Raw genomic sequence first — 21,750 nt, 5'->3', positions numbered from 1 at the left:
CGGCGTTGCGGGCGTCGCGCACGTACTGGCCGTAGTCGGGCCCGGCCTTGAGCGAGTGGTACTGGAGCGAGATGAGGTCGAAGCTCCCAGCCGCGGGCTGGGCCGCCGGGTCGGAGCCGGCGTGGGGAAACGGCCTGCTGCTGGACCACCTCCACCGTCGCAGACGCCCGCGTGCTCGCAAGCGGCGCGGGCGCCCGCCGGTCAGCGGAAGTTGCGCGACGTCGTCGCCACCTGCAGCGAGAGCGGGGCGAGGTGCTCCGCGACGAGGTTCGTCGCGCCGTCGGCCCGCTCGAGCCGGCCCCGGACCACCATCGCGGCCGACCGGCGGGCGACGCCCCGGAACCGCTGCCACAGGCCCGGCGAGCAGACGACGTTGAGGATGCCGGTCTCGTCCTCCAGCGACAGGAACGTCACTCCCCCGGCCGTCCCGGGTCGCTGGCGGTGCGTGACCACGCCGCCCACCGCGACGCGCCGGCCCGGCTCGTGGGCGAAGGCCTGCGCCACCGTGACCACCCCGGCGGCCGCCAGCCCCTCGCGCACGAACTGCGTGGGGTAGGACTCGGTGGACACCCCGGTCGCCCACACGTCCGCGACCGCCTCCTCGACCTCGGACATCCCCGGCAGCGTCGGGGCCTCGACCCCGACGCTCACCCCCGCCAGGGTGTCCGGCCCCTCCTGGGCGAGCGCCCCCGCGGCCCACAGTGCCTCGCGCCGGTCCACGCCGAGCGGCGCGAGCACGCCGCCGGTCGCGAGCGCCTCGAGCTGGGCGGTGCTCAGGTCGACGCGGCGGACGAGGTCGCGCAGGTCTGCGAACGGGCGGTCCGGCGCCCCGGCCGGCAGCGGGGCGCCCTCCGCGTCGCGCCGCCGCGCCGCCAGGACGCGCTCGGCGACCGGCTCCCCCACCCCGCGCACGCTCGCCAGCCCGAGGCGCACGGCGAGGCCGCGGTCCGGGTGGGGTACGCCGTCGGGCGCCGCCGGCTCCCGCGAGCCCCGCGGCGGGTCCACGGAGCCCGGGAGCCGCTCGACGGCGGCGAGCACCGCGGACGCGTTCACGTCCGGGCGCAGCACCGTGAGCCCGTGCCGGCGCGCGTCGGCGACGAGCGACTGCGGCGAGTAGAAGCCCATGGGCTGCGCCGCGAGCAGGCCGGCGTAGAACGCGGCCGGGTGGTGGACCTTGAGCCACGAGCTCGCGTAGACGAGGTAGGCGAACGAGTACGCGTGGGACTCCGGGAACCCGAAGTCGGCGAACGCCTTGAGCTTGTCGAAGATCTGCTCGCCCACCTCGGGCGGGATCCCGTTGTCCGCCATGCCCGCCATGAGCCGGGCGTGCAGGGCGTCCATGCGCTCGACCGACCGCTTGGACCCCATCGCACGGCGCAGCCGGTCGGCCTCGGACGGCGTGAAGTCGGCGACGTCGATCGCCATCTGCATGAGCTGCTCCTGGAACAGCGGCACGCCCAGGGTCTTGGCGAGCGAGCGCTCGAGCAGCGGGTGCAGGTAGGTGACCGGCTCGCGCCCGGCGTGCCGGTCGATGTACGGGTGGACGGAGCCGCCCTGGATCGGGCCGGGGCGGATGAGCGCGACCTCGATGACGATGTCGTAGAAGCAGCGCGGCCGCAGACGCGGCAGGGTCGACATCTGGGCGCGCGACTCGACCTGGAACACCCCCACCGTGTCCGCCGCGCACAGCAGGTCGTAGACCGCGGGGTCGTCGTCGGGCAGGCCGTGCAGCGTAAGCTCCACGCCCTCGTGCTCCGCGGCCGCCTCGAACGCGAGGCGGATCGCGGTGAGCATGCCGAGGCCCAGCAGGTCGAACTTCACGAGGCCCGCGTCGGCGCAGTCCTCCTTGTCCCACTGCAGGACCGTGCGGCCCTCCATGCGCGCCCACTCGACCGGGCACACCTCGATCACCGGGCGGTCGCACATCACCATGCCGCCGGAGTGGATGCCCAGGTGCCGGGGCAGGCGCAGGAACCGCTCGGCGAGGTCGAGGACCGGCTCGGGGATCTCGCCGTCCTCGGCGGCCGACGGCGGGGCGTGGGCGGGGACGACGTCGTGGCCGTCCGCCGTGGGCACCGGTGGCCCCCACAGCGCCGCCACCTCCTCGTCCTTGACCGCCGTCCTCGAGCGGATCGCGGTCTGCTTCGCCGCGCGGTCGGCGGCCGGGCTCGTCGGGTCCGGTCCCCGCAGCGAGCCCCAGCGCTCGATCGACCCGGCCCAGGCGTCCTGCTGGCCGACGTCGTGGCCCAGCGCCCGCGCGGCGTCGCGGACCGCGGAGCGCGGGCGGTAGGAGATGACGTTCGCGACCTGTGCGGCGTGCGTGCGACCGAACCGCTCGTAGACGTGCTGGATGACCTCCTCGCGGCGCGCGGACTCGATGTCGACGTCGATGTCCGGCGGGCCGTCCCGCTCGGGCGCGAGGAACCGCTCGAACAGGAGGCCGTGGCGCACGGCGTCAACGGCGGTGATCCCGAGGGCGTAGCAGACCGCGGAGTTCGCGGCCGAGCCGCGGCCCTGGGCGAGGATCCCGCGCACGCGGCAGAACTCGACGAGGTCGTAGACGATGAGGAAGTAGCCCGGGAAGTGCAGGTCGGTGATGACCTTCAGCTCGTGGTCGATCTGCGCCCACGCGTCCCGGCGGCCCCCCGTTCCGGGAGCGGTCGTTCCCGGACCGCTCCCGTCCGGCCGGGGTCCGTACCGCTCGGTGGCGCCCCGGGAGGTGAGCTCGCGCAGCCATGACGCCTCGTCGTGGCCGGCCGGCACGGGGTACGGCGGCAGGTCCGGCGCGACGAGCGCGAGGTCGAACGCGCACTCGTCCGCCAGCGCGGCTGCCGTCGCCACGGCCTGCGGGTGGCGGCGGTGCCGCGCGAGCATCTCCTCGGCCGAGCGCAGGTGCGCCGTCGGGGCCCCCGGCAGCCACCCGTCCATGGCGTCGAGCGAGGACCGGGCGCGCACCGCCGCGAGCGCACCCGCGAGGTCGGCGTCCCGCGGGCGGGCGTAGTGCACGTTGCCGGTCGCGACCAGCGCCAGCCCCGCCTCGCGGGCAAGCTCCGCCAGGGCGTCGCAGAGGTCGGCGTCGCGCGGGTCGCCGCCGTCGGTGATCTCCACCGCGACGTTGTCGCTGCCGAACGCGTCGACGAGCCGGTCGACCTCGCGCCGGGCGGCGTCGAGGTCGAGGCGCGGCGCCGGGCCACCGCCGGGGACGACCGGGCCGCCGACGAGCGCCTGGCGCACCGCCCCCTTGCGGCAGCCGGTGAGCACGAGCCACTGGCCGTCGGCCTGCTCCCCGAGGGTCTCGAGCCGGTAGTCCGCGGCGCCCTTGGTGCCCGTCGCCAGGTGCGCCGTCCCGATGGCCGACGCGAGGTTGCGGTACCCCTGGGGGCCGCGGGCGAGGACCAGCAGGTGCGTGGACCGGGGGTCCGGGACGCCGGTGGGCGGGTCGAGCACCGGGGGCCCGGGCCGCCCGGGGGCCGCCGGCGCGGGCAGGTGCAGCTCGGCGCCGAACACCGTGGGCAGCCCGACGGCGCGGGCGGCCTCGGCGAACCGCACCACCCCGTAGAGCCCGTCGTGGTCCGTCACCGCGAGCGCCGACAGGCCGAGCCGGGCGGCCTCCGCCGCGAGCTCCTCGGGGTGGGACGCGCCGTCGAGGAAGCTGAAGGCCGAGTGCGCGTGCAGCTCGGCGTACCGGGCGCGCTCAGTCATAGAGCGCCTCCACGACCCACTCCCCCTGGGTCCCGGCGAGCAGCAGCCCGGACCCGTCGTCGAGCACGACCTGCAGGTACACGCGCCGGCGCGGGGAGGGCGTCCACCACCGTTCGGCGACGGGCCACGGCCCGGCCCAGCCCCGCACCGCGCGCAGCCCCGTCCACCGCACCCGGTCCGGCGGCCCGCTCATCGCCAGGCGGGCGTCGACGACGACGGGCCGGCCCGCGCCGTCCAGGACCGTCGTGCTCTCCGGCACGGGCAGCACGGTCGCGGGCGCCGGGCTGGGGAGGCCGCCCGGCCACGGCAGGGCGGGGTCCCGCTCCGGCGGCGCGTGCTCGCCGAACGGCACGAGATGCACGCGGTCGCGGGCGTCCCGGCCGCCCTGGATCTGCACGGCGAGCACCGCGTCGCCGCCGAGCAGGCCCTGGACCCGGCCCAGCGCGCGACGCGCCCGCTCGCCCTCCCCGCTGGAGGCACCCCACAGCCGGGGCTGGTGCGTGCCGGCGAGGACGACCTCCTCGGCCGTGATCGCGAGGTGCACGAGCCGCCCGACCCCGCCGTCCTCGTCGGGTGCGGGCTCGTGGGCGTGCTCGTCCGTCCCCGCGCCGGCGCCGGGTCCACGCCCAGTCGTGCGCCCGGCGCGGACCGCGGAGGCGGTGAGCCACCCCTCGAGCTGCCAGCGCACCCGTTCGGTGATGCGGGTCGCGTCGAGGCCGCCCATCGCGTCGTCGCCGCACCGCCACACGCGCTCGAGGTCCGCGCCCGCCTCGGTGCGGGCGGCGATCCGCAGGCGCCCCGCAGAGAGCGAGCGCCGCACGAGCCGCTCGTGCAGGTCCTGCGCCAGGCGGCGGGCGGCGAACGCCGCGACGTCGACCCGTTCCGCCGGCGGGTCGAGCTCGGCCGCGACGGCGACGTCGGGCTCGATCCGCCGGCGGGCCGGGGGGCGCAGGTCGGCTCCGGCGGCGAGGCGACGGGCCCAGACGCCGAGGTCGCCGAAGCGGGAGCGCACGCTCGTGGCGGGCAGCGCGACGAGCGCGCCCAGGCTGCGGACCCCGAGGCGGCCCAGGAGGTCCGCCAGGTCCTGCACGGCGCGGACCTCGACGTCCCCGCCCGCGGCGGCGTGCACGAGGTCGACGACCGGCCGGGGCGCGAGGTAGGCCGCCGACCCGCCGGGGGCGACGACCCGGTCGCCGCGGGCGGCGAGGACCGCCGCGAGGATCCCGTCGGCGACGCCGACCTGGGACTCGTAGCCGGTGCGGTCCGCGACCCGCGAGACGAGCGCCTCGGCGAGGGCGCCCTCCGAGCCGTGGTAGCGGCTCGCGCCGCCCGAGGGCAGCAGGACGAGTCCGGGGCGGGCGATCTCGAGCCCCGCGACCACCGTCTCTGCGGCGGCGACGACCGGCTCGAACTCGCGCGCGTCGCGCAGGTCGTCGGCGGCGAGCACCTCGAGGTCGGGGCTGAGCTCCTGGGCCCGTCGCCGGAGCATCCCCCGTCGCACGCCCTGCGCTCGGGCGGTCGCGGAGGCGACGAGGACGCGGCCGCCCGTCCCGCCGAGCACGGCGGCGGGCGTGTGGGCGGGGACGCCCGCGACCGTCATCGCGGCGACCACCGGCCAGTCGGGCACCCACAGGACGGCGGTGCGGGTCGCGTCGCTCATCCGACCAGCCGCAGGCCGGGGGCGCGCCCGTCCTGGGCACCGCCCTCGTGGGCACCGCCCTCGGGCAGGCTGCCGGGTGCCCGGCCCGGCGCGAGGGGGCCCAGCGGCAGCCGCACCTCGAACCGTGCGGGGCGGGCGGCCTCCCCGCGCCCGACCCGCTCGACGGGCAGCGTCCGGCTGCGCAGCCATCCGGCCCCGTGGTCGAGACCGGTCCAGCGCCCGGCGCCCGCGGTGAGCACCACGTGCGCCCCGGGCCACGGCGCGACGGAGACCAGCAGACTCCCCCGCTCCCGGGCGCGTGCGCTCAGGCGCCGCCGGTCGGCGTCGGCGAGGGCGGCCTGCGGCCCGAGGACGACGACGTCCATCCCGTCGATCAGCGCGGCGGCGGCCGCCGCCGCGTCGGGGCCCGGGGCGGGCACGAGCGCGGTGCGCTCGAGCACCACCCCGGCGTCGGACGCCGCGACCATCCCGACCCGCTCGTGCCCGAGCAGCGTCGTCCACGCCCCCGCCGTAGAGGCCTGCGCCACGAGGGAGAGCAGCAGCGTCGTGGACCCCTGGACGACGACGGTGGTCCCCCGCTGCAGGGCCCCCTGCGGCAGGAGGGGCACGAGCTCGGGGTGGACGGGCCAGAAGCGCTCGGAGACCGGGGCGGCCTCGCTCGGGCGGATCTCGACGGCGCGCCGGGTACCGGCGTCCTGCCGCAGCATCAGCGGGAGGGCCGGCTCCGGAGGCACCGCTGGCCTCGGCAGCGCGGGGCCAGGAACCGCCCGCACCCCGGTGCGTCGCTCGACGGCATGCAGTGCGGCGCGGGCCAGTGCGGCCCTGTCCGGGGCGCGCCCGCCGGCCTCCGGCGTGCGCTGCACCACGGGCATGTCGACCACGGTCATCGCGTGCCTCCCAGCGATCGTGCGTGCCGGTGCGACCGGTCCAGCTCGTCATGTTCGAACACCTGTTCGAACCTCTAGTACACGCGTCCGGTCCGCCCCTGTCAACCGGGCCGGGCGCCGTCGCCGGGCGCGCCAATGGACGCCCGGGCAGGCGCTGTCTGTGGCGATGCTGGCCCGAGTCGTGCAGGTCGCACTGCTGACCGACGGCGTCACTGTTCGAGCCCGGAACCAGCGCGAGCAGAGGCGCGAAGCGTGCGACCCGGATCGCGGCCGAGCCCGACGCCGAACATCAGGGGTGAAGTTCATCCCCCGGGCAATTGAGCGCCGAGTTGCGGGCTAATCTGACCGGATGAGGACGGCGACCGCCCCCCCGACGACACGCTGGTTCGCGCTGATCGCCGTGGGGATGGTTGCCGCGGGCGTCTGGGCGTGGACCGTGCACGGTGCTAGCGAGGCCCGTCACGAGGCCGATGACCTCATCTCGACCGTGGAGAGCACCGAGGCGCGGTTAAACTCCGAACTAGAGGACGTCGCCGACCTCACCGACGAGCAGTTCCTCCAGCGCTCAGGTGAGATGTCCAGCGACTTCACAGTGGCTGCCCATGAGACTGGGTCGCTCGAGGCCCCGGACACCTCTGTTAGCGGAGCGCGGGCCGCCTACGTCGATCATCTCGAGGCGTGGTCGGAATTACTGGCGGCGGCGGCCGACGGGGATGAGACCGCTGGCGCAAGGCGGTCGGTCCAATCAACGTGGGCCATCGCGCATTCTGAGTTCGAGGCATTGGACCTGACCGACGAGCAGGATGCGCGCATCGCCGCAATCTTCACCGCCACCGACGGCACCCCGGATCCTTCGTCGACCCTCGTTCCGGGATTCAGACAGTGAACTCTCCGGATGTGCGCGGCCCAGATGACGCGCCAGCCATCGGGCAGGGCGTTGTGCAGCGCGCTGTACGCCTCCGCGTAGTTCGCCCCTCCGCGCTAGTCTCGCGAGTGACTTGCACGGTCGTGCCGCTGGAGTCGGTGAGGGGCTGCTCGATCAGCACGCGATGGTGGTCCCGCCTACAAGGATGTGGCGCATGACGCAGACCCCCGCGGTCGAAGCGGAGGACGTGCCCCCGGACGACGTTGAGTTGTCCGCCTGGCAACGCTTTCGCACGGGTGCGACGACCGTGCGGTCCTGGACTGGTGCCCGAGTCGTGGCGGGGGCACTCCTCGGGGGGGCGTTCGTCGTATTGGTTGACCCACCGATCGACATGAATTGGACCGAGCTGGCACCGGTCATCAACGACCTGGCCCCGATCGCGACGCTCACCGCTGCCTCGCTGGCAGCGTGGATTGCGTGGCGCACGCTGCGACAGCGGGACGAAGCAGACCGGCGCAGCGAGTGGTGGCGTCGAGCCCAGTGGGCCGTAGACAAGTCACTGAGCAGCGAGGCGAACGTCAAGGAGGTCGGCGAGGCCGCGATGCGCATGCTGATCGACAGCCCTCTGGCTGATAAGGGCGAGGCCGAGCTGCTCAAGGCTTTCGTCGTCGACGACAACGACTCGCTGCCGGACCTGCCCGGTCATCTCGACACGGACACCGGCGAGACCGATACTGGAAAAAGCAAAACAGCTGAGCGAACGGAGGAGTCATGAAGGTCTACAAGATCACCCCCTCCCAGGTCTACGCCGCCCAGACCCGTGTCAAGGCCGACCGAAAGCTCGGGATCACGACCCGTGACGCGCGCGTGCTCCTGGCGTCCAGGGGGATCGCAGGTCAGCGGGTGCCGGTCGAGTTCAATGGCGTGAAGTACGTCGTGGACGCCTCCCGTACGCCCAGCGTCAGCGCCTGACGCCCACTCCGGCCGTCGCGGCAATCTGCGTCATGGTGCGCCGGTCCACCCGAATGTCCACACCCTCGGAGTTGCAGCACCGGCGACGTCGCTCCAGTCTGGCCAGGTACCAGTACGTGGGATTTTGGTCCTTTGGACGCGTCGTCCGTGCGCACCGTCCCTGACTGCTTCGCCGTCTCGGAGGAACTGGCTACTAGGTCGAGCGGCGGGGCGTCGGTCAGCCGGACGCGGAGGCTCTCCCAGCCGACCGCGGCGATCGAAGCCATCGGTTCCGGAGGCTCTCGGCGTGGCCGAGCGCCTCGTGGCCCGGATGACCTGAGGCCGGTGACGTGTACGACGGCGTTCTCATCGAGCACCGCCTGGCGTGCACCGCGCGGGCTCGGCACCATGGGCAGCATGGATCTCGACGACCGCCCCATCGCCCCCGACCCCTACGACCAGCTCCCGCCGGTCCCCTCGTTCACCCTCACCAGCACGGACGTCACCGACGGCGAGGAGATCGCGAACACCTTCGCCGCCGCGGGCGACGACGTCTCCCCCGCCCTCGGCTGGTCCGGCTTCCCCGACGGCACGCGCTCCTTCGTCGTCAGCTGCTTCGACCCCGACGCGCCGACGCCCGCCGGCTTCTGGCACTGGACCGTCCTGGACCTCCCCGCGACGACGACGGCGCTGCCCACCGGCGCGGGCGCGCCCGACGGCGCCGAGCTACCAGCCGGCGCCCTCCAGGTCCGCAACGACGGCGGGGGCACCGGGTACACCGGGATGGCGCCCCCGCCGGGCGACCGCGCCCACCGGTACGTCTTCGCCGTGCACGCCCTGGACGTGGCGTGGCTCGGCCTCGATGCCGACGCCTCCCCCACGGCGGTGGCGTTCAACGCCCTGTTCCACACGATCGGCCGGGCGACCCTGACCGGCACCTACGCGGTCCCCGCGGAGGCCGAGGCGTGAGCGACGCGCACCCCGCCTCCGTCCTCCCCTCGCTCGGCAGCCTCGACTGGGTCCCGGCGCTGGAGCGCCCGGACCTCCTCGCCGTCCCCGTCCTCGACGCGCTGCGGCGCTGGGCGGCCGACGACGCCCGGGTCGCCGGCCAGGTCGCGGTCACCGAGATCGACCCCGACCACGCGGACACCGCGACCCTCAACGCCGTGCACGGCCTCGCGCCGGAGGCGTCGGCCAACTGCGTGCTCGTGGCGGGGCGCCGGGCCGGCGAGGAGCGCGTCGCGGCCGCCGTCGTGCGGGCCACGACCCGCGCCGACGTCAACACGCGCGTGCGGCACCTGCTCGACGCGCGCAAGGCCTCGTTCCTCGCGCAGGAGCGTGCCGTGGTGGAGTCCGGGATGGAGTACGGCGGGATCACCCCGATCGGCCTGCCGTCCGCGTGGCGGGTGCTGCTCGACGCGCGGGTCGCCGAGCCGGGCACGCTCGCCCTGATCGGCAGCGGGGTGCGGCGCTCGAAGCTGCTGCTGCCAGGCGACCTGCTGGGCGCCCTCCCGGGGGCCGAGGTCGTCGACGGGCTCGCCACCCCGGTGCCACCGGCCTGAGCCGGGCGGCGGGCTCAGCGTCCCGCGACGGCCGCCCCCGTGGCGACGTCGGCGATCCGGGCGAACCGCTCCCACAGCGCCGGGTCGAGGGCGTGGTCGGTGCCGAAGGCGTACACCACGAGGTCGCCACCGACGAGCTCCGCCGCGAGCGCCGGCGCGGCGACGAGGTGGGGCGCGACCGCGTCGACGAGCTCGCCCGCCGGCGACCCGTCGGCCAGCTGGGCGGCGTCGCGCGGGTCGCCGTGGACCTCGACGCCGCTGCGGGTGCCGATCACGGGCGGCTCGATCGTCCCGCGGTAGGCGTGCGTGCGCCCGGCCGCCAGCAGCGCCACGCGCGGCAGCAGCGGTCCGTCCTGGCCGGCCGACGCCAGGCGCACGACGAGGTAGCGACAGCTCTGCTCGCGCGGGCCGACCTGGGTGCGCCCGTAGGTCGCGACCTCGACGGGCGCCTGCCCGCTGCCGGTGCCCTGCACCCAGGTGACGCGGTCCGTCGTCGTCCCGCTGCGCCCGAGGGCGAACCAGGTCGCGGGCGGCTCGCCGGGCGCGGCGACGGGCTCGACCACCAGGCCGTTGGCCTGGGCGAGGGCCACGACCCGCGCCCGCTCGCGCCACCGGCGTCGCATCACGGCCCGCCCGACCACGACGAGGACGACCCACAGCACCACGTCGGCGGCCAGCAGGCCGAGCACGATCGGCAGGTTCGCCAGGTCACGCGAGAGCGGGACCGACAGGATGAGGCAGAACGCGATGCCTCCGCCCACGAGGGCCGCGAAGCAGCCGCCCGCACGGCGGTCGGCGCGCGCGGCGTCCCGGGTCGCGAGGCCGTAGTCCCCCGCGCGGGCGTCCGTCTCGAGCTGTGCCACAGCGGCCCTGCTCGGGCGCGCGGACAGGGGTGTGGTGTCGATCGTGCGGGCAGGCATGTGCCCGACGATAGTTCGCGGACCTGGGAGGTCGCTCGGGGCGCTCGCTCAGAGCTCGGAGCGGCCCTGGCGCCAGTAGCCCATGAACGCCACGGCGCGGCGGTCCACGCCGAGCTCGCCCACGAGGTAGCGGCGCAGCGTCTTGATGACGCCGGCCTCGCCCGCGAGCCACGCGTAGAGCACGGTGTCCTGGACGAGCGGGATCCCCGCCTCGTCGAGCGGGACCTCCCACAGCAGCGCCTGGTCGACGTCGACGTCCTCCAGCGCCGCGGGCAGCGCGCCCGACGACGCGGCGGAGAGCTCGCTCTCCGAGCGCCGCACGCCCATCGCGAGCAGCCGCTCGGCGGCGGCGCTGACGGCCGGCACCAGGGCGTCGCCGTGCGGGGCGCCGTCGCGGGGCAGCCACGTCACGCGGACGCCGGCGGGGGTGTCGAGGGTCCAGGTGTCCCCGGCGGTCGGGACCTCGAGCAGCACGTCGCCGACGGCGTCGTCGGGCAGCGACTCGCAGATCGCGGCGATGGCCGGCACGGCGGTCTCGTCGCCGGCCAGCAGGAGCGCGTGGCTGCACGCGGGCGGCGTGAACTCGAGCCCCCCGTGGCGGCCGTCGTGGCGGGCGTTGGGCCCGAGGATCACCAGGGGCGTCCCGGGGCCGGCGGAGGTGGCCCAGCGCGACGCGGGCCCGCCGTCACCGTGCAGGACGACGTCGACGTCCACCTCGCGGCTCTCGTGCCGCACGGCGCGGACCGTGTAGGTGCGCAGCGGGTTGCGGCGCTCCTCCGGCTGCGCCCGCCACGCGGCGTACCACTCGGGGCTGCGGTCGAGGTGCACGTACCCGCCGTCGGGCGCGGGGAGGACGAACTTGATGCGCTGGTCGCGGCCGTTGTCGGCGAACTCGTCGAGGTCCTCCCCCGTGAACGTCACGCGGACGAACGAGGAGCACAGGCGCGTGACCCGCGCGACCCGGACGTCGAACATGCGCCACGGCTGGGTGGTGGTCGCGGTCGAGAGCTCCGTCATGGTGGCAAGGCTAACCTCACAACGGCCCAGCCGGAAACCACCGTCCACGGGCACGGGGATGCCGGGCGTCAGACGCGCGTGGCCCAGAACGCCACCGCGCTCGCCGCGGCCACGTTGAGCGAGTCCACGTCCCCCGCCATCGGGATCTTCACCACGGTGTCCGACGCAGCCACGGCGGTCGCGGACAACCCGTCGCCCTCGGTGCCGAGCACCAGGGCGAGCCGCTCGGGCGGGTCGGACTCGAGCTCGTCGAGCGAGAGGGCGTCGTCGGACAGCGCGAGGGCCGCGACCGTGAACCCCTCCGCGCGCAGCGCGTCCAGCCCGCCGGGCCACGCCTCGAGGCGCGTCCACGGCACCTGGAACACGGTGCCCATCGAGACCCGCACCGAGCGGCGGTAGAGCGGGTCGGCGCAGCGTGGCGAGACGAGCACCGCGTCGACGCCCAGCGCCGCGGCCGAGCGGAAGACCGCCCCCACGTTGGTGTGGTCGACGAGGTCCTCGAGCACCGCGACCCGGCGGGCACCCGCACCGCCGCGCGCCGCGGCGAGCAGGTCGTGCACGGCCGGGAGCGCCGGGCGGTGCATGGCCGCGAGCGCTCCGCGGTGCACGTTGAACCCGGTGACCTGCTCCAGCACCGCGGGCTCGGCGAGGTGGACGGGGACGGGCGCGCCGTCGTCCCCGGGCGGCAGGCCGGCGATCAGCGGGGCGAGCTCGGGGAGCCACTTCTCCGCCATGAGGAACGAGCGTGGCCGGTGGCCCGCCGCGATCGCCCGCCGGATGACGGTCGAGCTCTCCGCGATGTACAGGCCCTTCTCGGGCTCGTGCTTCGAGCGCAGGCGGACGTCGGTGAGGTTCGTGTAGTCGCCGAGGCGCTCGTCGGCGGGGTCGGTGACGCGGACGACGCCAGGGACGCCGGCGGGATCGGAGGTGCTCACCCGGCGATTCTCCCGCACCCGTCAGCCCTGGCCCTGGTCCTGCACGAGCCACCGCCCCGTGGCCGCGTCCCGGACGAGGAGGTAGGTCCACCCCGTCGTCTCCCCCTCGGTCATCGAGGCGTCGCCGTGGCGGATCACGAACGTCACCGGGACGTCCGCGCTCGTCTCCTCCGGGCCGGGGCTCGCGGCGTCGTCGCGCGGCAGGAACGTCAGGTCGTCGATGCGCGTGCCGACCCAGACCTCGCTCTGCTCGGCGGTGGCGGGCGTCGAGAGCGCCCGCAGGGTCTCGCGGTCCCGACCGTTGATCGCGGCGACGTACGCCCCCACCACCTCCTCGGGGGACGCGCCTTCGGGCGGGAGCGGGACGTCCTCGTGCGTCGCGGCGTGCCACCACAGCGCCCCGGCGACGATCACGCCGACCCCTGCGAGGCGCAGCGCGACGGCGCGGGTCGCCCGGGGCGGGGCGACGCGCCGCGGCGCCGTCACCATTCGTCGTCGGTCGCCAGGTCGTCGCCGGCCGCCAGCTGGTCGCGGAGCGACGGGGGCCCCTCGCCGGACGCCGGAGCGCCGTCGGCGAGCACCTCGGCGCCCGGGTGCTCGGGCTCGCCTCCCTCTCCGTCGCTGACCGGCGCCGCGAACTGGCTCTGGTACAGCCGCGCGTAGGCGCCGCCGGCCTCCAGGAGCGCGTCGTGCGAGCCCTGCTCCACGATCGAGCCGTGCTCCATCACGAGGATCACGTCGGCGTCCCGGATCGTGGAGAGCCGGTGGGCGATGACGAACGCGGTGCGCCCGGAGCGCAGCGCGTTCATCGCCTGCTGCACCAGCACCTCGGTGCGGGTGTCCACCGAGCTGGTGGCCTCGTCGAGGATGAGGATCGCCGGGTCGGCGAGGAAGGCCCGCGCGATGGTCAGCAGCTGCTTCTCGCCGGCGCTGACGCTGCCGCCCTCGTCGTCGATGTGCGTCGCGTACCCGTCGGGCAGCGTCCGGACGAACGCGTCCACGTGCGTGGCGGTGGTCGCCGCGAGGAACGTCTCCTCGTCGACCGTCTCGCCCTCCCGGACGCCGTAGCGCAGGTTCTCCTCGATCGTCCCGCCGAAGAGCCAGGTGTCCTGCAGCACCATGCCGATGTCCTCGCGCAGCTCGTGGCGGGTCATCTGCCGGGTGTCGACGCCGTCCAGCGTGATGCGGCCGTCGTCGACCTCGTAGAACCGCATCACGAGATTCACGAGCGTCGTCTTGCCGGCACCCGTCGGGCCGACGATCGCGACCGTCTGGCCCGGCTCCACGACGAGGTCGAGGTGCTCGATGAGCGGCGCGCCCGGGTCGTAGGAGAACGACACGTCCTCGAACGCGACCCGGCCCCGCACGGGGCGCACCGAGGTCCCGCCGGCCGGGTCCGCGTCCTGCTCGTCGGCCTCCAGCAGGTCGAACACCCGCTCGGCCGACGCCACCCCGGACTGCAGGAGGTTCATCATCGACGCGATCTGGGTGATCGGCTGCGTGAACTGGCGCGAGTACTGGATGAACGCCTGCACGTCCCCGAGCGTCAGCGATCCCGACGCGACCTTGAGCCCGCCCACGACCGCGACGATCACGTAGTTGAGGTTCGCGATGAAGCCCATGGCGGGCTGGATGGCGCCCGAGATCGCCTGGGCCTTGAAGCTCGCCCCGTACAGCGCCTCGTTCTCCCGGTCGAAGTCCTCGAGCGCGGTGTGCTGGTGGCCGTAGACCTTGACGAGCGTGTGGCCCGTGTACATCTCCTCGACGTGGGCGTTGAGGCGTCCCGTCGCGGCCCACTGCTGCACGAACTGGGGCTTGGACCGCTTCGCGATGGCGGCCGTCACGATCACGCTCAGCGGCACCGTGACCAGCGCGATCACCGCGAGCAGCGGCGAGATCCAGAACATCATGCCGAGCACACCGACGACCGTCAGGACGGCGGTCACCAGCTGCGAGAGCGTCTGCTGCATGGTCTGGGAGACGTTGTCGATGTCGTTCGTCACGCGCGAGAGGATGTCGCCGCGCTGGTTGCGGTCGAAGTACGACAGCGGGAGCCGGTTGAGCTTCGCCTCCGCGTCCGCCCGCAGGGTCCGTGCGGTCCGCTGCACGACGACGGCGGTCAGCCGGCCCTGCATCCAGCCGAAGACGAACGAGCCGACGTACACGAGCACGACGACGAGCAGGATCTGGCCGAGCCGCGTGAAGTCGATGCCCTGGCCGGGCACGACGTCCGTCCCGGCGACGAGGTCGGCGACCTGGTCCTGACCCTGCGACCGCAGCCCGTCGACCGCCTGCTCCTGGGAGATCCCCGCGGGCAGGCGCGCGCCGATGACGCCGTCGAAGATGACGTTCGTCGCGTCGCCGAGGATCTTGGGCCCGGCGACGGCGGCGGCGACGGACGCGATCCCGAGGAAGGCGATCAGCACCACGAGCAGCCGGTGCGGGCGCAGCCGGACGGCGAACTTCTTCAGCGACCCGCCGAAGTCCATGGCCTTCTCGCCCGGCATGCCCATGTTCCCCATGGGGCCGCGGCCCTGCGGGGGCCGGGCCGGCGCCGCCGCGCCGGTCGGCGCGCTCGCGGCCGCGGGCGGTGCCGTGCGTCCCGCCGGAGCCTGGTTCGTGCCGCTCATGCCGTCGCCTCCTCGGCCGAGAGCTGGGAGTAGACGATCTCCTGGTAGGTCTCGTTGGTCTCCAGCAGCTCGTCGTGCGTGCCCTGCCCGACGATGCGGCCGTGCTCGAGCACGACGATCACGTCCGCGCTGCGGATCGTCGCGACGCGCTGGGCGACGACGACGACCACCGAGTCCCGCGTCCGTGGCGCGAGCGCGGCGCGCAGCGCCGCGTCGGTCGCGTAGTCGAGCGCCGAGAACGAGTCGTCGAAGAGGTACACGCGAGGGTCGCGGATCACCGCACGGGCGATCGCGAGCCGCTGGCGCTGCCCGCCGGAGAAGTTGGCGCCCCCCTGGGAGACGGGCGCCTCGAGCCCCGCCTCGAGACGCTCCACGAAGTCGCGCGCCTGGGCGACCTCGAGGGCCTGCCACATCTGCTCCTCCGTCGCGTCGGGACGCCCGTAGCGCAGGTTGTCGGCGACCGTCCCCGAGAACAGGAAGGCCTTCTGCGGCACGAGGCCGATGAGCGACCCGAGGTCCTGTCCCGACAGCTCGCGCACGTCGATGCCGTCGATCCGCACCGAGCCCTCGGTGGCGTCGAACAACCGCGGCACGAGGTTGAGCAGGGTCGTCTTGCCCGAGCCGGTCGAGCCGATGATGGCGGTCGTCCGCCCCGGCTCCGCGACGAGGTCCACGTGGTGCAGGACCGCCTCCTCGGCGCCCGGGTAGGCGAACCCCGCGCCGACCAGCTCGAGGCGGCCCGTCGGCCGCGCCGGCAGCGGCGTCGGCGCCGTCGGCTCCACGACGCTCGAGGCGGTGTCGAGGACCTCCGTGATCCGCTCGGCGGCGACCGCCGCGCGGGGGACCATGACGAACATCATCGTCGACATCATCACGGACATCAGGATGTACATGATGTAGCTGAGGAACGCCGTGAGCTCGCCGATCTCCAGCTCGCCCTGGTCGATCTGGTGGCCGCCGAACCACATCACGGCGACGCTGGAGAGGTTCATCACCAGCATCACCGTCGGGAACATCAGGGCCATGAGCTTGCCGGCGCGCAGCGAGGTGTCGAACAGCGACTCGTTGGCGACCTCGAACCGCGCCTCCTCGTGGCGCTCGCGCACGAACGCCCGGATGACCCGGATGCCCGTGATCTGCTCGCGCATCACCTGGTTGATGCGGTCGATCCGCTTCTGCATCACGCGGAAGTACGGCACCATCCGGGAGACGATCAGGCCGACGGTCACGGCCAGCACCGGGACCACCACGACGAGCAGCAGGGACAGCGTGGCGTCCTCCTGCAGGGCCAGGATGATGCCGCCCACCAGCATGATCGGCGCCATGATCATGATCGTGAACGACATGAGGACGACCATCTGGACCTGCTGGACGTCGTTGGTCGAGCGTGTGATCAGCGACGGTGCGCCGAAGCGGTTGACCTCCTGGGCCGAGAACGACTGCACCTGGCGGAAGAACCCGCGGCGCACGTCGCGCCCCATGGACATCGCGGCGCGGGCGCCGAAGAAGACCGCGGCGACGGCGCACACGACCTGCCCGAGGCTGATCAGGAGCATGACCATGCCGGTGTGCATGATGTAGTCGGTGTCGCCCGTCGAGACGCCCTTGTCGATGATGTCGGCGTTCAGGCTCGGCAGGTAGAGGGTCGCGAGCGTCTGCGCGAGCTGCAGCACGAGCACGGCGGTGATAGCGGCGGTGTAGGGCCGCAGGTACTCCTTGAGGAGTCTGATGAGCATCGGTTCTCCGTGGTCTCGGCCGGCCCGCACCACACTAGTCGCGGCCACCGACGACGCGCCGCCCGATCGAGGGCGGCGCGTCCGTCGCGCGGATCAGTCCCGGGTCGTGCCCGGAGCGTCGTCGTCCGCCGGCGGGACGGGAGGCACCGGGGGCGCGGGAGGAGCGTCGTCCGTGGCGGCGTCGTCCCCGCCGCCCAGCGCGCGGGGCGCCGCCCCGCGCCGGGACGAGCCGCCCCGCGTCGGCGCACCGCCCGGGCGCTGCCCGGACTCGCTCGACGGGTCGAACGGGCGCCCGGAGTAGGTCCCCGCGCTCGTGGCGTCCGCCGTGGCGGCCTGCGCCTGGCGGCGCGCCTCCGCGAGAGCCTCGGCGGGGTCCGTCAGCGACGTGCCGAGCGGAGACCGCTCGCGGCGGCCCGACCGGCCCGGCTCGTCCTCGCCGGCCGGGCCGGCGTCGTCCCCGGACGGTCCGGCCGACGGCGCGGCAGGTCCGGCGCCGCCGCCGAAGCCCTTGGTGATGCTCTCGAGCGCCGCGGTGAACTCCGTGGGCACGAACCACATCTTCGACGACTGGCTGTCCGCGATCTGCGGGAGCATCTGCAGGTACTGGTAGGCGAGCAGCTTCGGGTCCGCGTCGCCCTCGTGGATGGCGTCGAACACCTGGAGGATGGCTCGCGCCTCGCCCTCGGCGTTGAGGATCGCCGCCTGCGCCTGCCCCTCGGCCCGCAGGATCTGGGACTGCTTCTCGCCCTCGGCGGTGAGGATCTGCGACTGCTTGACGCCCTCGGCGGTGAGGATCGTCGCGCGACGGTCGCGCTCGGCGCGCATCTGCTGCTCCATCGCGCCCTGCACGCTCTGCGGCGGGTCGATCGACTTGAGCTCGACGCGGTTGACGCGGATCCCCCAGCGGCCGGTGGCCTCGTCGAGCACGCCGCGGAGCTGGCCGTTGATCTGGTCGCGGCTCGTCAGCGTCTGCTCGAGGTCCATCGACCCGATGACGTTGCGCAGCGTGGTCACGGTGAGCTGCTCGATCGCGGTGATGTAGTTGGCGATCTCGTAGACCGCCGACTTCGGGTCCGTGACCTGGAAGTAGATGACCGTGTCGATGCTCACGACGAGGTTGTCGGAGGTGATCACCGGCTGCGGCGGGAAGGAGACGACCTGCTCGCGCAGGTCGACGCCGGCCCGCTGCCGGTCGATGAACGGCACCAGCAGGTGCAGGCCCGCGTCCAGGGTGCGCGAGTAGCGCCCCAGGCGCTCGACGATCACGGCGGTCGCCTGCGGCACGATCTGCACGGCCTTCGCCAGTGCGACGAGCACGAAGATGACCACGACCAGGAGGACCGCGTACAGCACGAAGGTCCCGGGTCCGATGTCGCTCATACAGCTGTTCCTCCGGTCGGTGGTGCGGTGGTGGTGCGGTGGCCGGTCACGCGGCGGCCGAGGAGCCGGGCGTCGTGCCCGCCCCGGGGCCCTCGACCCGGGTGCCGCGCACGACGGCGGTGGCACCCGCGATGCGCACGACGCGCACCTCCTCGCCCACGGCGAGCTCGGGCGCGTCGTCCTCCGTCCGGGCCGACCACACCTCGCCGGAGAGCTTGACGAGCCCGCCGTGCCCGGTGACCCGCTCCACCACGAGGGCGGGGCGCCCGACCTGGGCCGCGACGTTCGTCTCCGTCAGCGGCACGCGCGAGCGCAGGTGGCGCAGGAGCCACGGCCGCAGCGTGAAGAGCAGGAGCGCCGCGACGACGAGCGCGACCAGGACCTGGAGCCAGACCGGGCCGCCCAGCGCGGCGACCAGCGCGCCCGCGAGCGCTCCACCGGCGAACATGATCAGCACGAGGTCCAGCGAGACGATCTCGAGCAGACCGAGCAGCGCCGCACCGCCGATCCACCACAGCCACGCCATCGTGCGTCCCTTCCCCTGCCGGGCCGCGTGTGCGGCCCGTCACATGTCGGTCACACTACCGAAGTCGGACGGCGATTCCTACCGTCCGCTCCGCCCGCCTCGCGGCGGGCACCGGCCGCTCAGCGCGCCGCGCGCGCCGTCCAGCGCCCCGCGTCGTGCGAGACCTCGAGCGGCACGCCGAACGCCTCCGTGAGGTTCTGCGAGGTCATGACCTCCTCGACCGGGCCGGCCTGCAGGACACCGCCGTCGCGCATGAGCATCAGGTGCGTGAACCCGGGCGGGATCTCCTCCGGGTGGTGCGTGACGAGCACCAGCACGGGCGAGGCGGGGTCGCCCGCGAGCTCCGCGAGCGCCGCGACGAGCTCCTCGCGCCCACCCAGGTCGAGCCCCGCGGCCGGCTCGTCCAGCAGCAGCAGCTCGGGGTCGGTCATCAGGGACCGGGCGATCTGGACCCGCTTGCGCTCGCCCTCCGAGAGCGTGCCGAACCGGCGGTCCGCGAGCGTGTCGACGCCGAAGGCGGCGAGCAGGTCGCGGGCGCGGTCCTCGTCGAACTCCTCGTAGGCCTCGGTCCAGCGCCCGGTGACGCCGTAGGCGGCGGTCAGCACGACGTCGCGCACCGTCTCGCCCCGGGGGATGAGGTCCGCGAGCGCCGCGCTGGCCAGGCCGATGCGGGGCCGCAGCTCGAACACGTCGACGCCGCCGAGCCGCTCGCCGAGGATCTCCACCGACCCGGCGGTCGGGTGCATGCGCGTGGACGCGAGCTGCAGGAGCGTCGTCTTGCCGGCTCCGTTGGGCCCGAGGATCACCCACCGCTCGCCCTCGGCGACCTGCCAGTCGACGCCGTCGAGGATCATCGTGGTCTCGCGGCGCACGCGCACGCCCTGCAGGTCCAGAACCCAGCTCATGGCTCGACCTTATAGGTTGGCGCGCATGGATCGGAACGACGACCGGCTCCCCCGGAGCGTCCTGCTCGCGCTCTGGGCCGCCGACGTCGTCGGCGGCCGCAGCACGCCCGGCGAGGGGGCGCGCGCCGTGCAGCGCGACGACGAGCCGCACGCCCTCACCGGGGACCCGCCGGCCGCGTGGTCCGGGTCCGTGGAGGCTCTGCTGGAAGACCTCGCGGGCCTGGCAGTGCCCGGGATGCCCGGGATGCCCGGGATGCCCGGGGTGCCCGCCGTCGAGGTGTGCGCGGTCCTTCCGGTGCCGGGCGACCCGGCCGGCGCCCCCGCCGTCGTCGGCGTCGAGGCGACCGACGCGCGCGAGGCCGTGCTCGTGGGCCGGGGGCAGGACGCCTGGGCCCTGGTCCCAGAGGTCGAGGCCTTCGGCTCCGCGTGGGAGCCCGGCCACCTCGTCACCTGGCGGGTGACGCCCGTCCCCCCGTGGACGACGGCGGTGCACGGCACCCTCGGCTCGCCCGCGGACGCGGAGCGCGACCTGCGCACGGCCCTGACCACGGCCGTCGACGCGCTCGACCGCCTCGACGTCGCCCGGTGGCGCGAGGACGCCGCCGAGCAGATCGCCGCGCTGCGCGCGCGGCCCTCCGGACGTGGCCTGCCGTCGCGGCTCGACGCCCGGCGCGCCCGCGTGCTCGAGGAGGCCCTGCGCCTGCGCGCGATCGTCGCCCTCGCCACCGACGACGACGGGGGCGCGGTCAACCTCTGGCAGGCGGACCAGCGCACGGCGGCGCTGCGGGACGTCGACCGCACGGCGCGGCGCGCCGTCTCGACCGCGACGCTCGCCGCCGTTCAGCGCCCCGCGAGCACCGACTCGTAGACGGCCACGGTCCGGTCCGCGATCGAGTCCCACGAGAAGTGGTCCTCGACGCGCCGCCGGGCGGCCACGCCCATCTCCCGGGCGCGAACCGGGTCGCCGACGACGTCGCGCAGCGCGCGGGCGAGGTCGGCGACGAACGCGTCCGGGTCGACCGGTGTGCCGGTGCCGTCGGTGACCTGGTCGATCGGCACGAGGACGCCGGTCACCCCGTCGTCGACGACCTCGGGGATGCCGCCGGTCGCGGTGCCGACCACCGGCAGCCCGACCGCCATCGCCTCGAGGTTGACGATGCCCAGGGGCTCGTAGACCGACGGGCAGACGAACACGGTCGACGCGGCCAGCACGGCGACGAGGTCCGGGCGCGGGAGCATCTGCTCGATCCACACGACCCCGGTGCGCTCGGTCGCGAGGCGCGCGACGGCGTCGGACACCTCGCGGGCGATCTCGGGGGTGTCGGGCGCGCCCGCGCAGAGCACGAGCTGAACCTCGGGCGGCAGCTCGCGCGCGGCGCGCAGCAGGTACGGCAGCCCCTTCTGGCGGGTGATGCGGCCGACGAACACGACCGCCGGCCGCTCGGGGTCGATGCCGAGCCCGCGGACCACGGTGTCTGCCCGCGCCCGCTCGTCCTCGCCGCTCGGGCGCACCCAGCCCTCGAGGTCGATCCCGTTGTGCACGACGTGCACCCGGTCGGGGTCGACGGCGGGGTAGCTGCGCAGGATGTCCGCGCGCATCCCGCCCGAGACGGCGATGATCCCGTCCGCTCCCTCGTACGCGGTCCGCTCCGCCCAGCCGGACAGCCGGTACCCGCCGCCGAGCTGCTCCGCCTTCCACGGCCGCAACGGCTCGAGGGAGTGTGCGGAGACCACGTGCGGGATCCCGTGCAGCAGCCCCGCGAGATGGCCGCCGAGGTTCGCGTACCAGGTGTGGGAGTGGACGAGGTCCGCCCCGGCGACGGCCGCCGCCATCTGCAGGTCCACGCCGAACGTCCCGAGCACCGGGTCGGCGCCCGCGAGCTCGGCGGGCACCGCGTACCCGTCCACGCCCGGCGCGTCGCGCGGGCCGTCGAAGCATCGCACGCGCACGTCGACGCGCGAGCGCAGGACGGCGGAGAGCTCGGCGACGTGCACGCCGGCGCCTCCGTAGACGTGGGGCGGGAACTCGCGGCTGAGCAGGTCGACTCTCACCGGCCACACGCTAGCGCCCCCG

19 protein-coding genes are annotated in these 21,750 nt (G+C 74.7%); 6 read left to right on the top strand and 13 right to left on the bottom strand.

Annotated elements, in window-relative coordinates; genetic code table 11:
• Positions 1–201: 201 nt before the first annotated feature.
• The 3 genes from EDF32_RS10415 to EDF32_RS10405 are packed head-to-tail and all read right to left on the bottom strand — an operon-like array spanning position 202 to position 6,249.
• The gene (locus tag EDF32_RS10415) at positions 202–3,702 is read right to left on the bottom strand and encodes an error-prone DNA polymerase (RefSeq protein WP_123308491.1); all 3,501 of its coding nucleotides are present in this window, start codon (positions 3,700–3,702) and stop codon (positions 202–204) included.
• Positions 3,695–5,362: a DNA polymerase Y family protein gene (locus tag EDF32_RS10410; RefSeq protein ID WP_123308490.1), complete on the bottom strand. Its 1,668-nt coding sequence runs from the start codon at positions 5,360–5,362 to the stop codon at positions 3,695–3,697. The genes EDF32_RS10415 and EDF32_RS10410 overlap by 8 nt, the downstream gene beginning before the upstream one ends.
• Entirely contained in the window at positions 5,359–6,249 is an 891-nt protein-coding gene (locus EDF32_RS10405; RefSeq protein ID WP_123308489.1) for a hypothetical protein, read from the bottom strand. Before EDF32_RS10405 ends, EDF32_RS10410 begins: the two co-directional genes overlap by 4 nt.
• A 349-nt stretch (positions 6,250–6,598) precedes the next feature.
• On the opposite strand from EDF32_RS10405, the gene EDF32_RS10400 reads away from it, so the two are divergent.
• The 5 genes from EDF32_RS10400 to EDF32_RS10380 all read left to right on the top strand — a co-directional run bounded on the left by EDF32_RS10400 (position 6,599) and on the right by EDF32_RS10380 (position 9,627).
• Positions 6,599–7,135, top strand: a complete 537-nt coding sequence (locus EDF32_RS10400) for a hypothetical protein (protein WP_123308488.1) — start codon at positions 6,599–6,601, stop codon at positions 7,133–7,135.
• Between the two features lie 193 nt (positions 7,136–7,328).
• The gene (locus EDF32_RS10395; protein ID WP_123308487.1) at positions 7,329–7,889 is read left to right on the top strand and encodes a hypothetical protein; all 561 of its coding nucleotides are present in this window, start codon (positions 7,329–7,331) and stop codon (positions 7,887–7,889) included.
• Positions 7,886–8,086 (top strand): hypothetical protein, encoded by a 201-nt coding sequence (locus tag EDF32_RS10390; protein ID WP_123308486.1) that lies wholly within the window; start codon positions 7,886–7,888, stop codon positions 8,084–8,086. The genes EDF32_RS10395 and EDF32_RS10390 overlap by 4 nt, the downstream gene beginning before the upstream one ends.
• 396 nt (positions 8,087–8,482) lie before the next feature.
• Positions 8,483–9,034: a YbhB/YbcL family Raf kinase inhibitor-like protein gene (locus EDF32_RS10385; protein ID WP_123308717.1), complete on the top strand. Its 552-nt coding sequence runs from the start codon at positions 8,483–8,485 to the stop codon at positions 9,032–9,034.
• A complete protein-coding gene (locus tag EDF32_RS10380) occupies positions 9,031–9,627 on the top strand; it encodes a YbaK/EbsC family protein (RefSeq protein WP_123308485.1) in 597 nt (198 codons plus the stop codon). The genes EDF32_RS10385 and EDF32_RS10380 overlap by 4 nt, the downstream gene beginning before the upstream one ends.
• Positions 9,628–9,641: 14 nt before the next feature.
• Here the strand turns inward: EDF32_RS10380 and EDF32_RS10375 are convergent, their stop codons facing one another.
• The 9 genes from EDF32_RS10375 to EDF32_RS10335 form a co-directional block, all read right to left on the bottom strand.
• Positions 9,642–10,547 carry a hypothetical protein gene (locus EDF32_RS10375; protein ID WP_148061593.1) on the bottom strand — a complete coding sequence of 302 codons (906 nt, stop codon included), beginning with the start codon at positions 10,545–10,547 and terminating at the stop codon, positions 9,642–9,644.
• Between the two features lie 48 nt (positions 10,548–10,595).
• Positions 10,596–11,564, bottom strand: a complete 969-nt coding sequence (locus EDF32_RS10370) for a siderophore-interacting protein (RefSeq protein WP_123308483.1) — start codon at positions 11,562–11,564, stop codon at positions 10,596–10,598.
• A gap of 68 nt (positions 11,565–11,632) precedes the next feature.
• Positions 11,633–12,499, bottom strand: coding sequence for an RNA methyltransferase (locus tag EDF32_RS10365; RefSeq protein WP_123308482.1), 867 nt, complete (start codon positions 12,497–12,499; stop codon positions 11,633–11,635).
• A 21-nt stretch (positions 12,500–12,520) separates the two neighbouring features.
• Positions 12,521–12,988, bottom strand: a complete 468-nt coding sequence (locus tag EDF32_RS10360) for a hypothetical protein (protein ID WP_123308481.1) — start codon at positions 12,986–12,988, stop codon at positions 12,521–12,523.
• Complete coding sequence (locus EDF32_RS10355; protein ID WP_123308480.1) at positions 12,982–15,129, bottom strand: ABC transporter ATP-binding protein; 2,148 nt, start codon at positions 15,127–15,129, stop codon at positions 12,982–12,984. The genes EDF32_RS10360 and EDF32_RS10355 overlap by 7 nt, the downstream gene beginning before the upstream one ends.
• The gene (locus EDF32_RS10350) at positions 15,126–16,865 is read right to left on the bottom strand and encodes an ABC transporter ATP-binding protein (RefSeq protein ID WP_123308479.1); all 1,740 of its coding nucleotides are present in this window, start codon (positions 16,863–16,865) and stop codon (positions 15,126–15,128) included. The genes EDF32_RS10355 and EDF32_RS10350 overlap by 4 nt, the downstream gene beginning before the upstream one ends.
• Positions 16,866–16,958: 93 nt before the next feature.
• Positions 16,959–18,245, bottom strand: a complete 1,287-nt coding sequence (locus EDF32_RS10345; protein ID WP_123308478.1) for an SPFH domain-containing protein — start codon at positions 18,243–18,245, stop codon at positions 16,959–16,961.
• Between the two features lie 46 nt (positions 18,246–18,291).
• Entirely contained in the window at positions 18,292–18,771 is a 480-nt protein-coding gene (locus EDF32_RS10340) for an NfeD family protein (protein WP_123308477.1), read from the bottom strand.
• 119 nt (positions 18,772–18,890) lie between these two features.
• Positions 18,891–19,676, bottom strand: coding sequence for an ABC transporter ATP-binding protein (locus tag EDF32_RS10335; RefSeq protein WP_123308476.1), 786 nt, complete (start codon positions 19,674–19,676; stop codon positions 18,891–18,893).
• A 25-nt stretch (positions 19,677–19,701) separates the two neighbouring features.
• Here EDF32_RS10335 and EDF32_RS10330 point away from each other — a divergent pair, with 25 nt between their 5' ends.
• Positions 19,702–20,544, top strand: a complete 843-nt coding sequence (locus tag EDF32_RS10330; RefSeq protein ID WP_123308475.1) for a hypothetical protein — start codon at positions 19,702–19,704, stop codon at positions 20,542–20,544.
• Here EDF32_RS10330 and glgA read toward each other — a convergent pair.
• On the bottom strand, positions 20,517–21,728 hold the full coding sequence (glgA, locus tag EDF32_RS10325; RefSeq protein WP_123308474.1) for a glycogen synthase: 1,212 nt from the start codon (positions 21,726–21,728) through the stop codon (positions 20,517–20,519). The two genes, EDF32_RS10330 and glgA, sit on opposite strands and share 28 nt — an antisense overlap.
• Positions 21,729–21,750: the final 22 nt, after the last annotated feature.

The organism is Cellulomonas sp. PhB143, assembly GCF_003752595.1.
GTDB lineage: Bacteria > Actinomycetota > Actinomycetes > Actinomycetales > Cellulomonadaceae > Paraoerskovia.
The sequence above is the reverse complement of the archived record's forward strand: the minus strand, read 5'-3'. Positions and strand labels throughout refer to the sequence as shown.

Bases quoted from the DNA above. Each gene is read 5' to 3' on its own strand.
- EDF32_RS10415 (WP_123308491.1), bottom strand. From the start codon at position 3,702: ATGACTGAGCGCGCCCGGTACGCCGAGCTGCACGCGCACTCGGCCTTC.
- EDF32_RS10410 (WP_123308490.1), bottom strand. From the start codon at position 5,362: ATGAGCGACGCGACCCGCACCGCCGTCCTGTGGGTGCCCGACTGGCCG.
- EDF32_RS10405 (WP_123308489.1), bottom strand. From the start codon at position 6,249: ATGACCGTGGTCGACATGCCCGTGGTGCAGCGCACGCCGGAGGCCGGC.
- EDF32_RS10400 (WP_123308488.1), top strand. From the start codon at position 6,599: ATGAGGACGGCGACCGCCCCCCCGACGACACGCTGGTTCGCGCTGATC.
- EDF32_RS10395 (WP_123308487.1), top strand. From the start codon at position 7,329: ATGACGCAGACCCCCGCGGTCGAAGCGGAGGACGTGCCCCCGGACGAC.
- EDF32_RS10390 (WP_123308486.1), top strand. From the start codon at position 7,886: ATGAAGGTCTACAAGATCACCCCCTCCCAGGTCTACGCCGCCCAGACC.
- EDF32_RS10385 (WP_123308717.1), top strand. From the start codon at position 8,483: ATGGATCTCGACGACCGCCCCATCGCCCCCGACCCCTACGACCAGCTC.
- EDF32_RS10375 (WP_148061593.1), bottom strand. From the start codon at position 10,547: ATGCCTGCCCGCACGATCGACACCACACCCCTGTCCGCGCGCCCGAGC.
- EDF32_RS10370 (WP_123308483.1), bottom strand. From the start codon at position 11,564: ATGACGGAGCTCTCGACCGCGACCACCACCCAGCCGTGGCGCATGTTC.
- EDF32_RS10360 (WP_123308481.1), bottom strand. From the start codon at position 12,988: ATGGTGACGGCGCCGCGGCGCGTCGCCCCGCCCCGGGCGACCCGCGCC.
- EDF32_RS10355 (WP_123308480.1), bottom strand. From the start codon at position 15,129: ATGAGCGGCACGAACCAGGCTCCGGCGGGACGCACGGCACCGCCCGCG.
- EDF32_RS10350 (WP_123308479.1), bottom strand. From the start codon at position 16,865: ATGCTCATCAGACTCCTCAAGGAGTACCTGCGGCCCTACACCGCCGCT.
- EDF32_RS10345 (WP_123308478.1), bottom strand. From the start codon at position 18,245: ATGAGCGACATCGGACCCGGGACCTTCGTGCTGTACGCGGTCCTCCTG.
- EDF32_RS10340 (WP_123308477.1), bottom strand. From the start codon at position 18,771: ATGGCGTGGCTGTGGTGGATCGGCGGTGCGGCGCTGCTCGGTCTGCTC.
- EDF32_RS10335 (WP_123308476.1), bottom strand. From the start codon at position 19,676: ATGAGCTGGGTTCTGGACCTGCAGGGCGTGCGCGTGCGCCGCGAGACC.
- EDF32_RS10330 (WP_123308475.1), top strand. From the start codon at position 19,702: ATGGATCGGAACGACGACCGGCTCCCCCGGAGCGTCCTGCTCGCGCTC.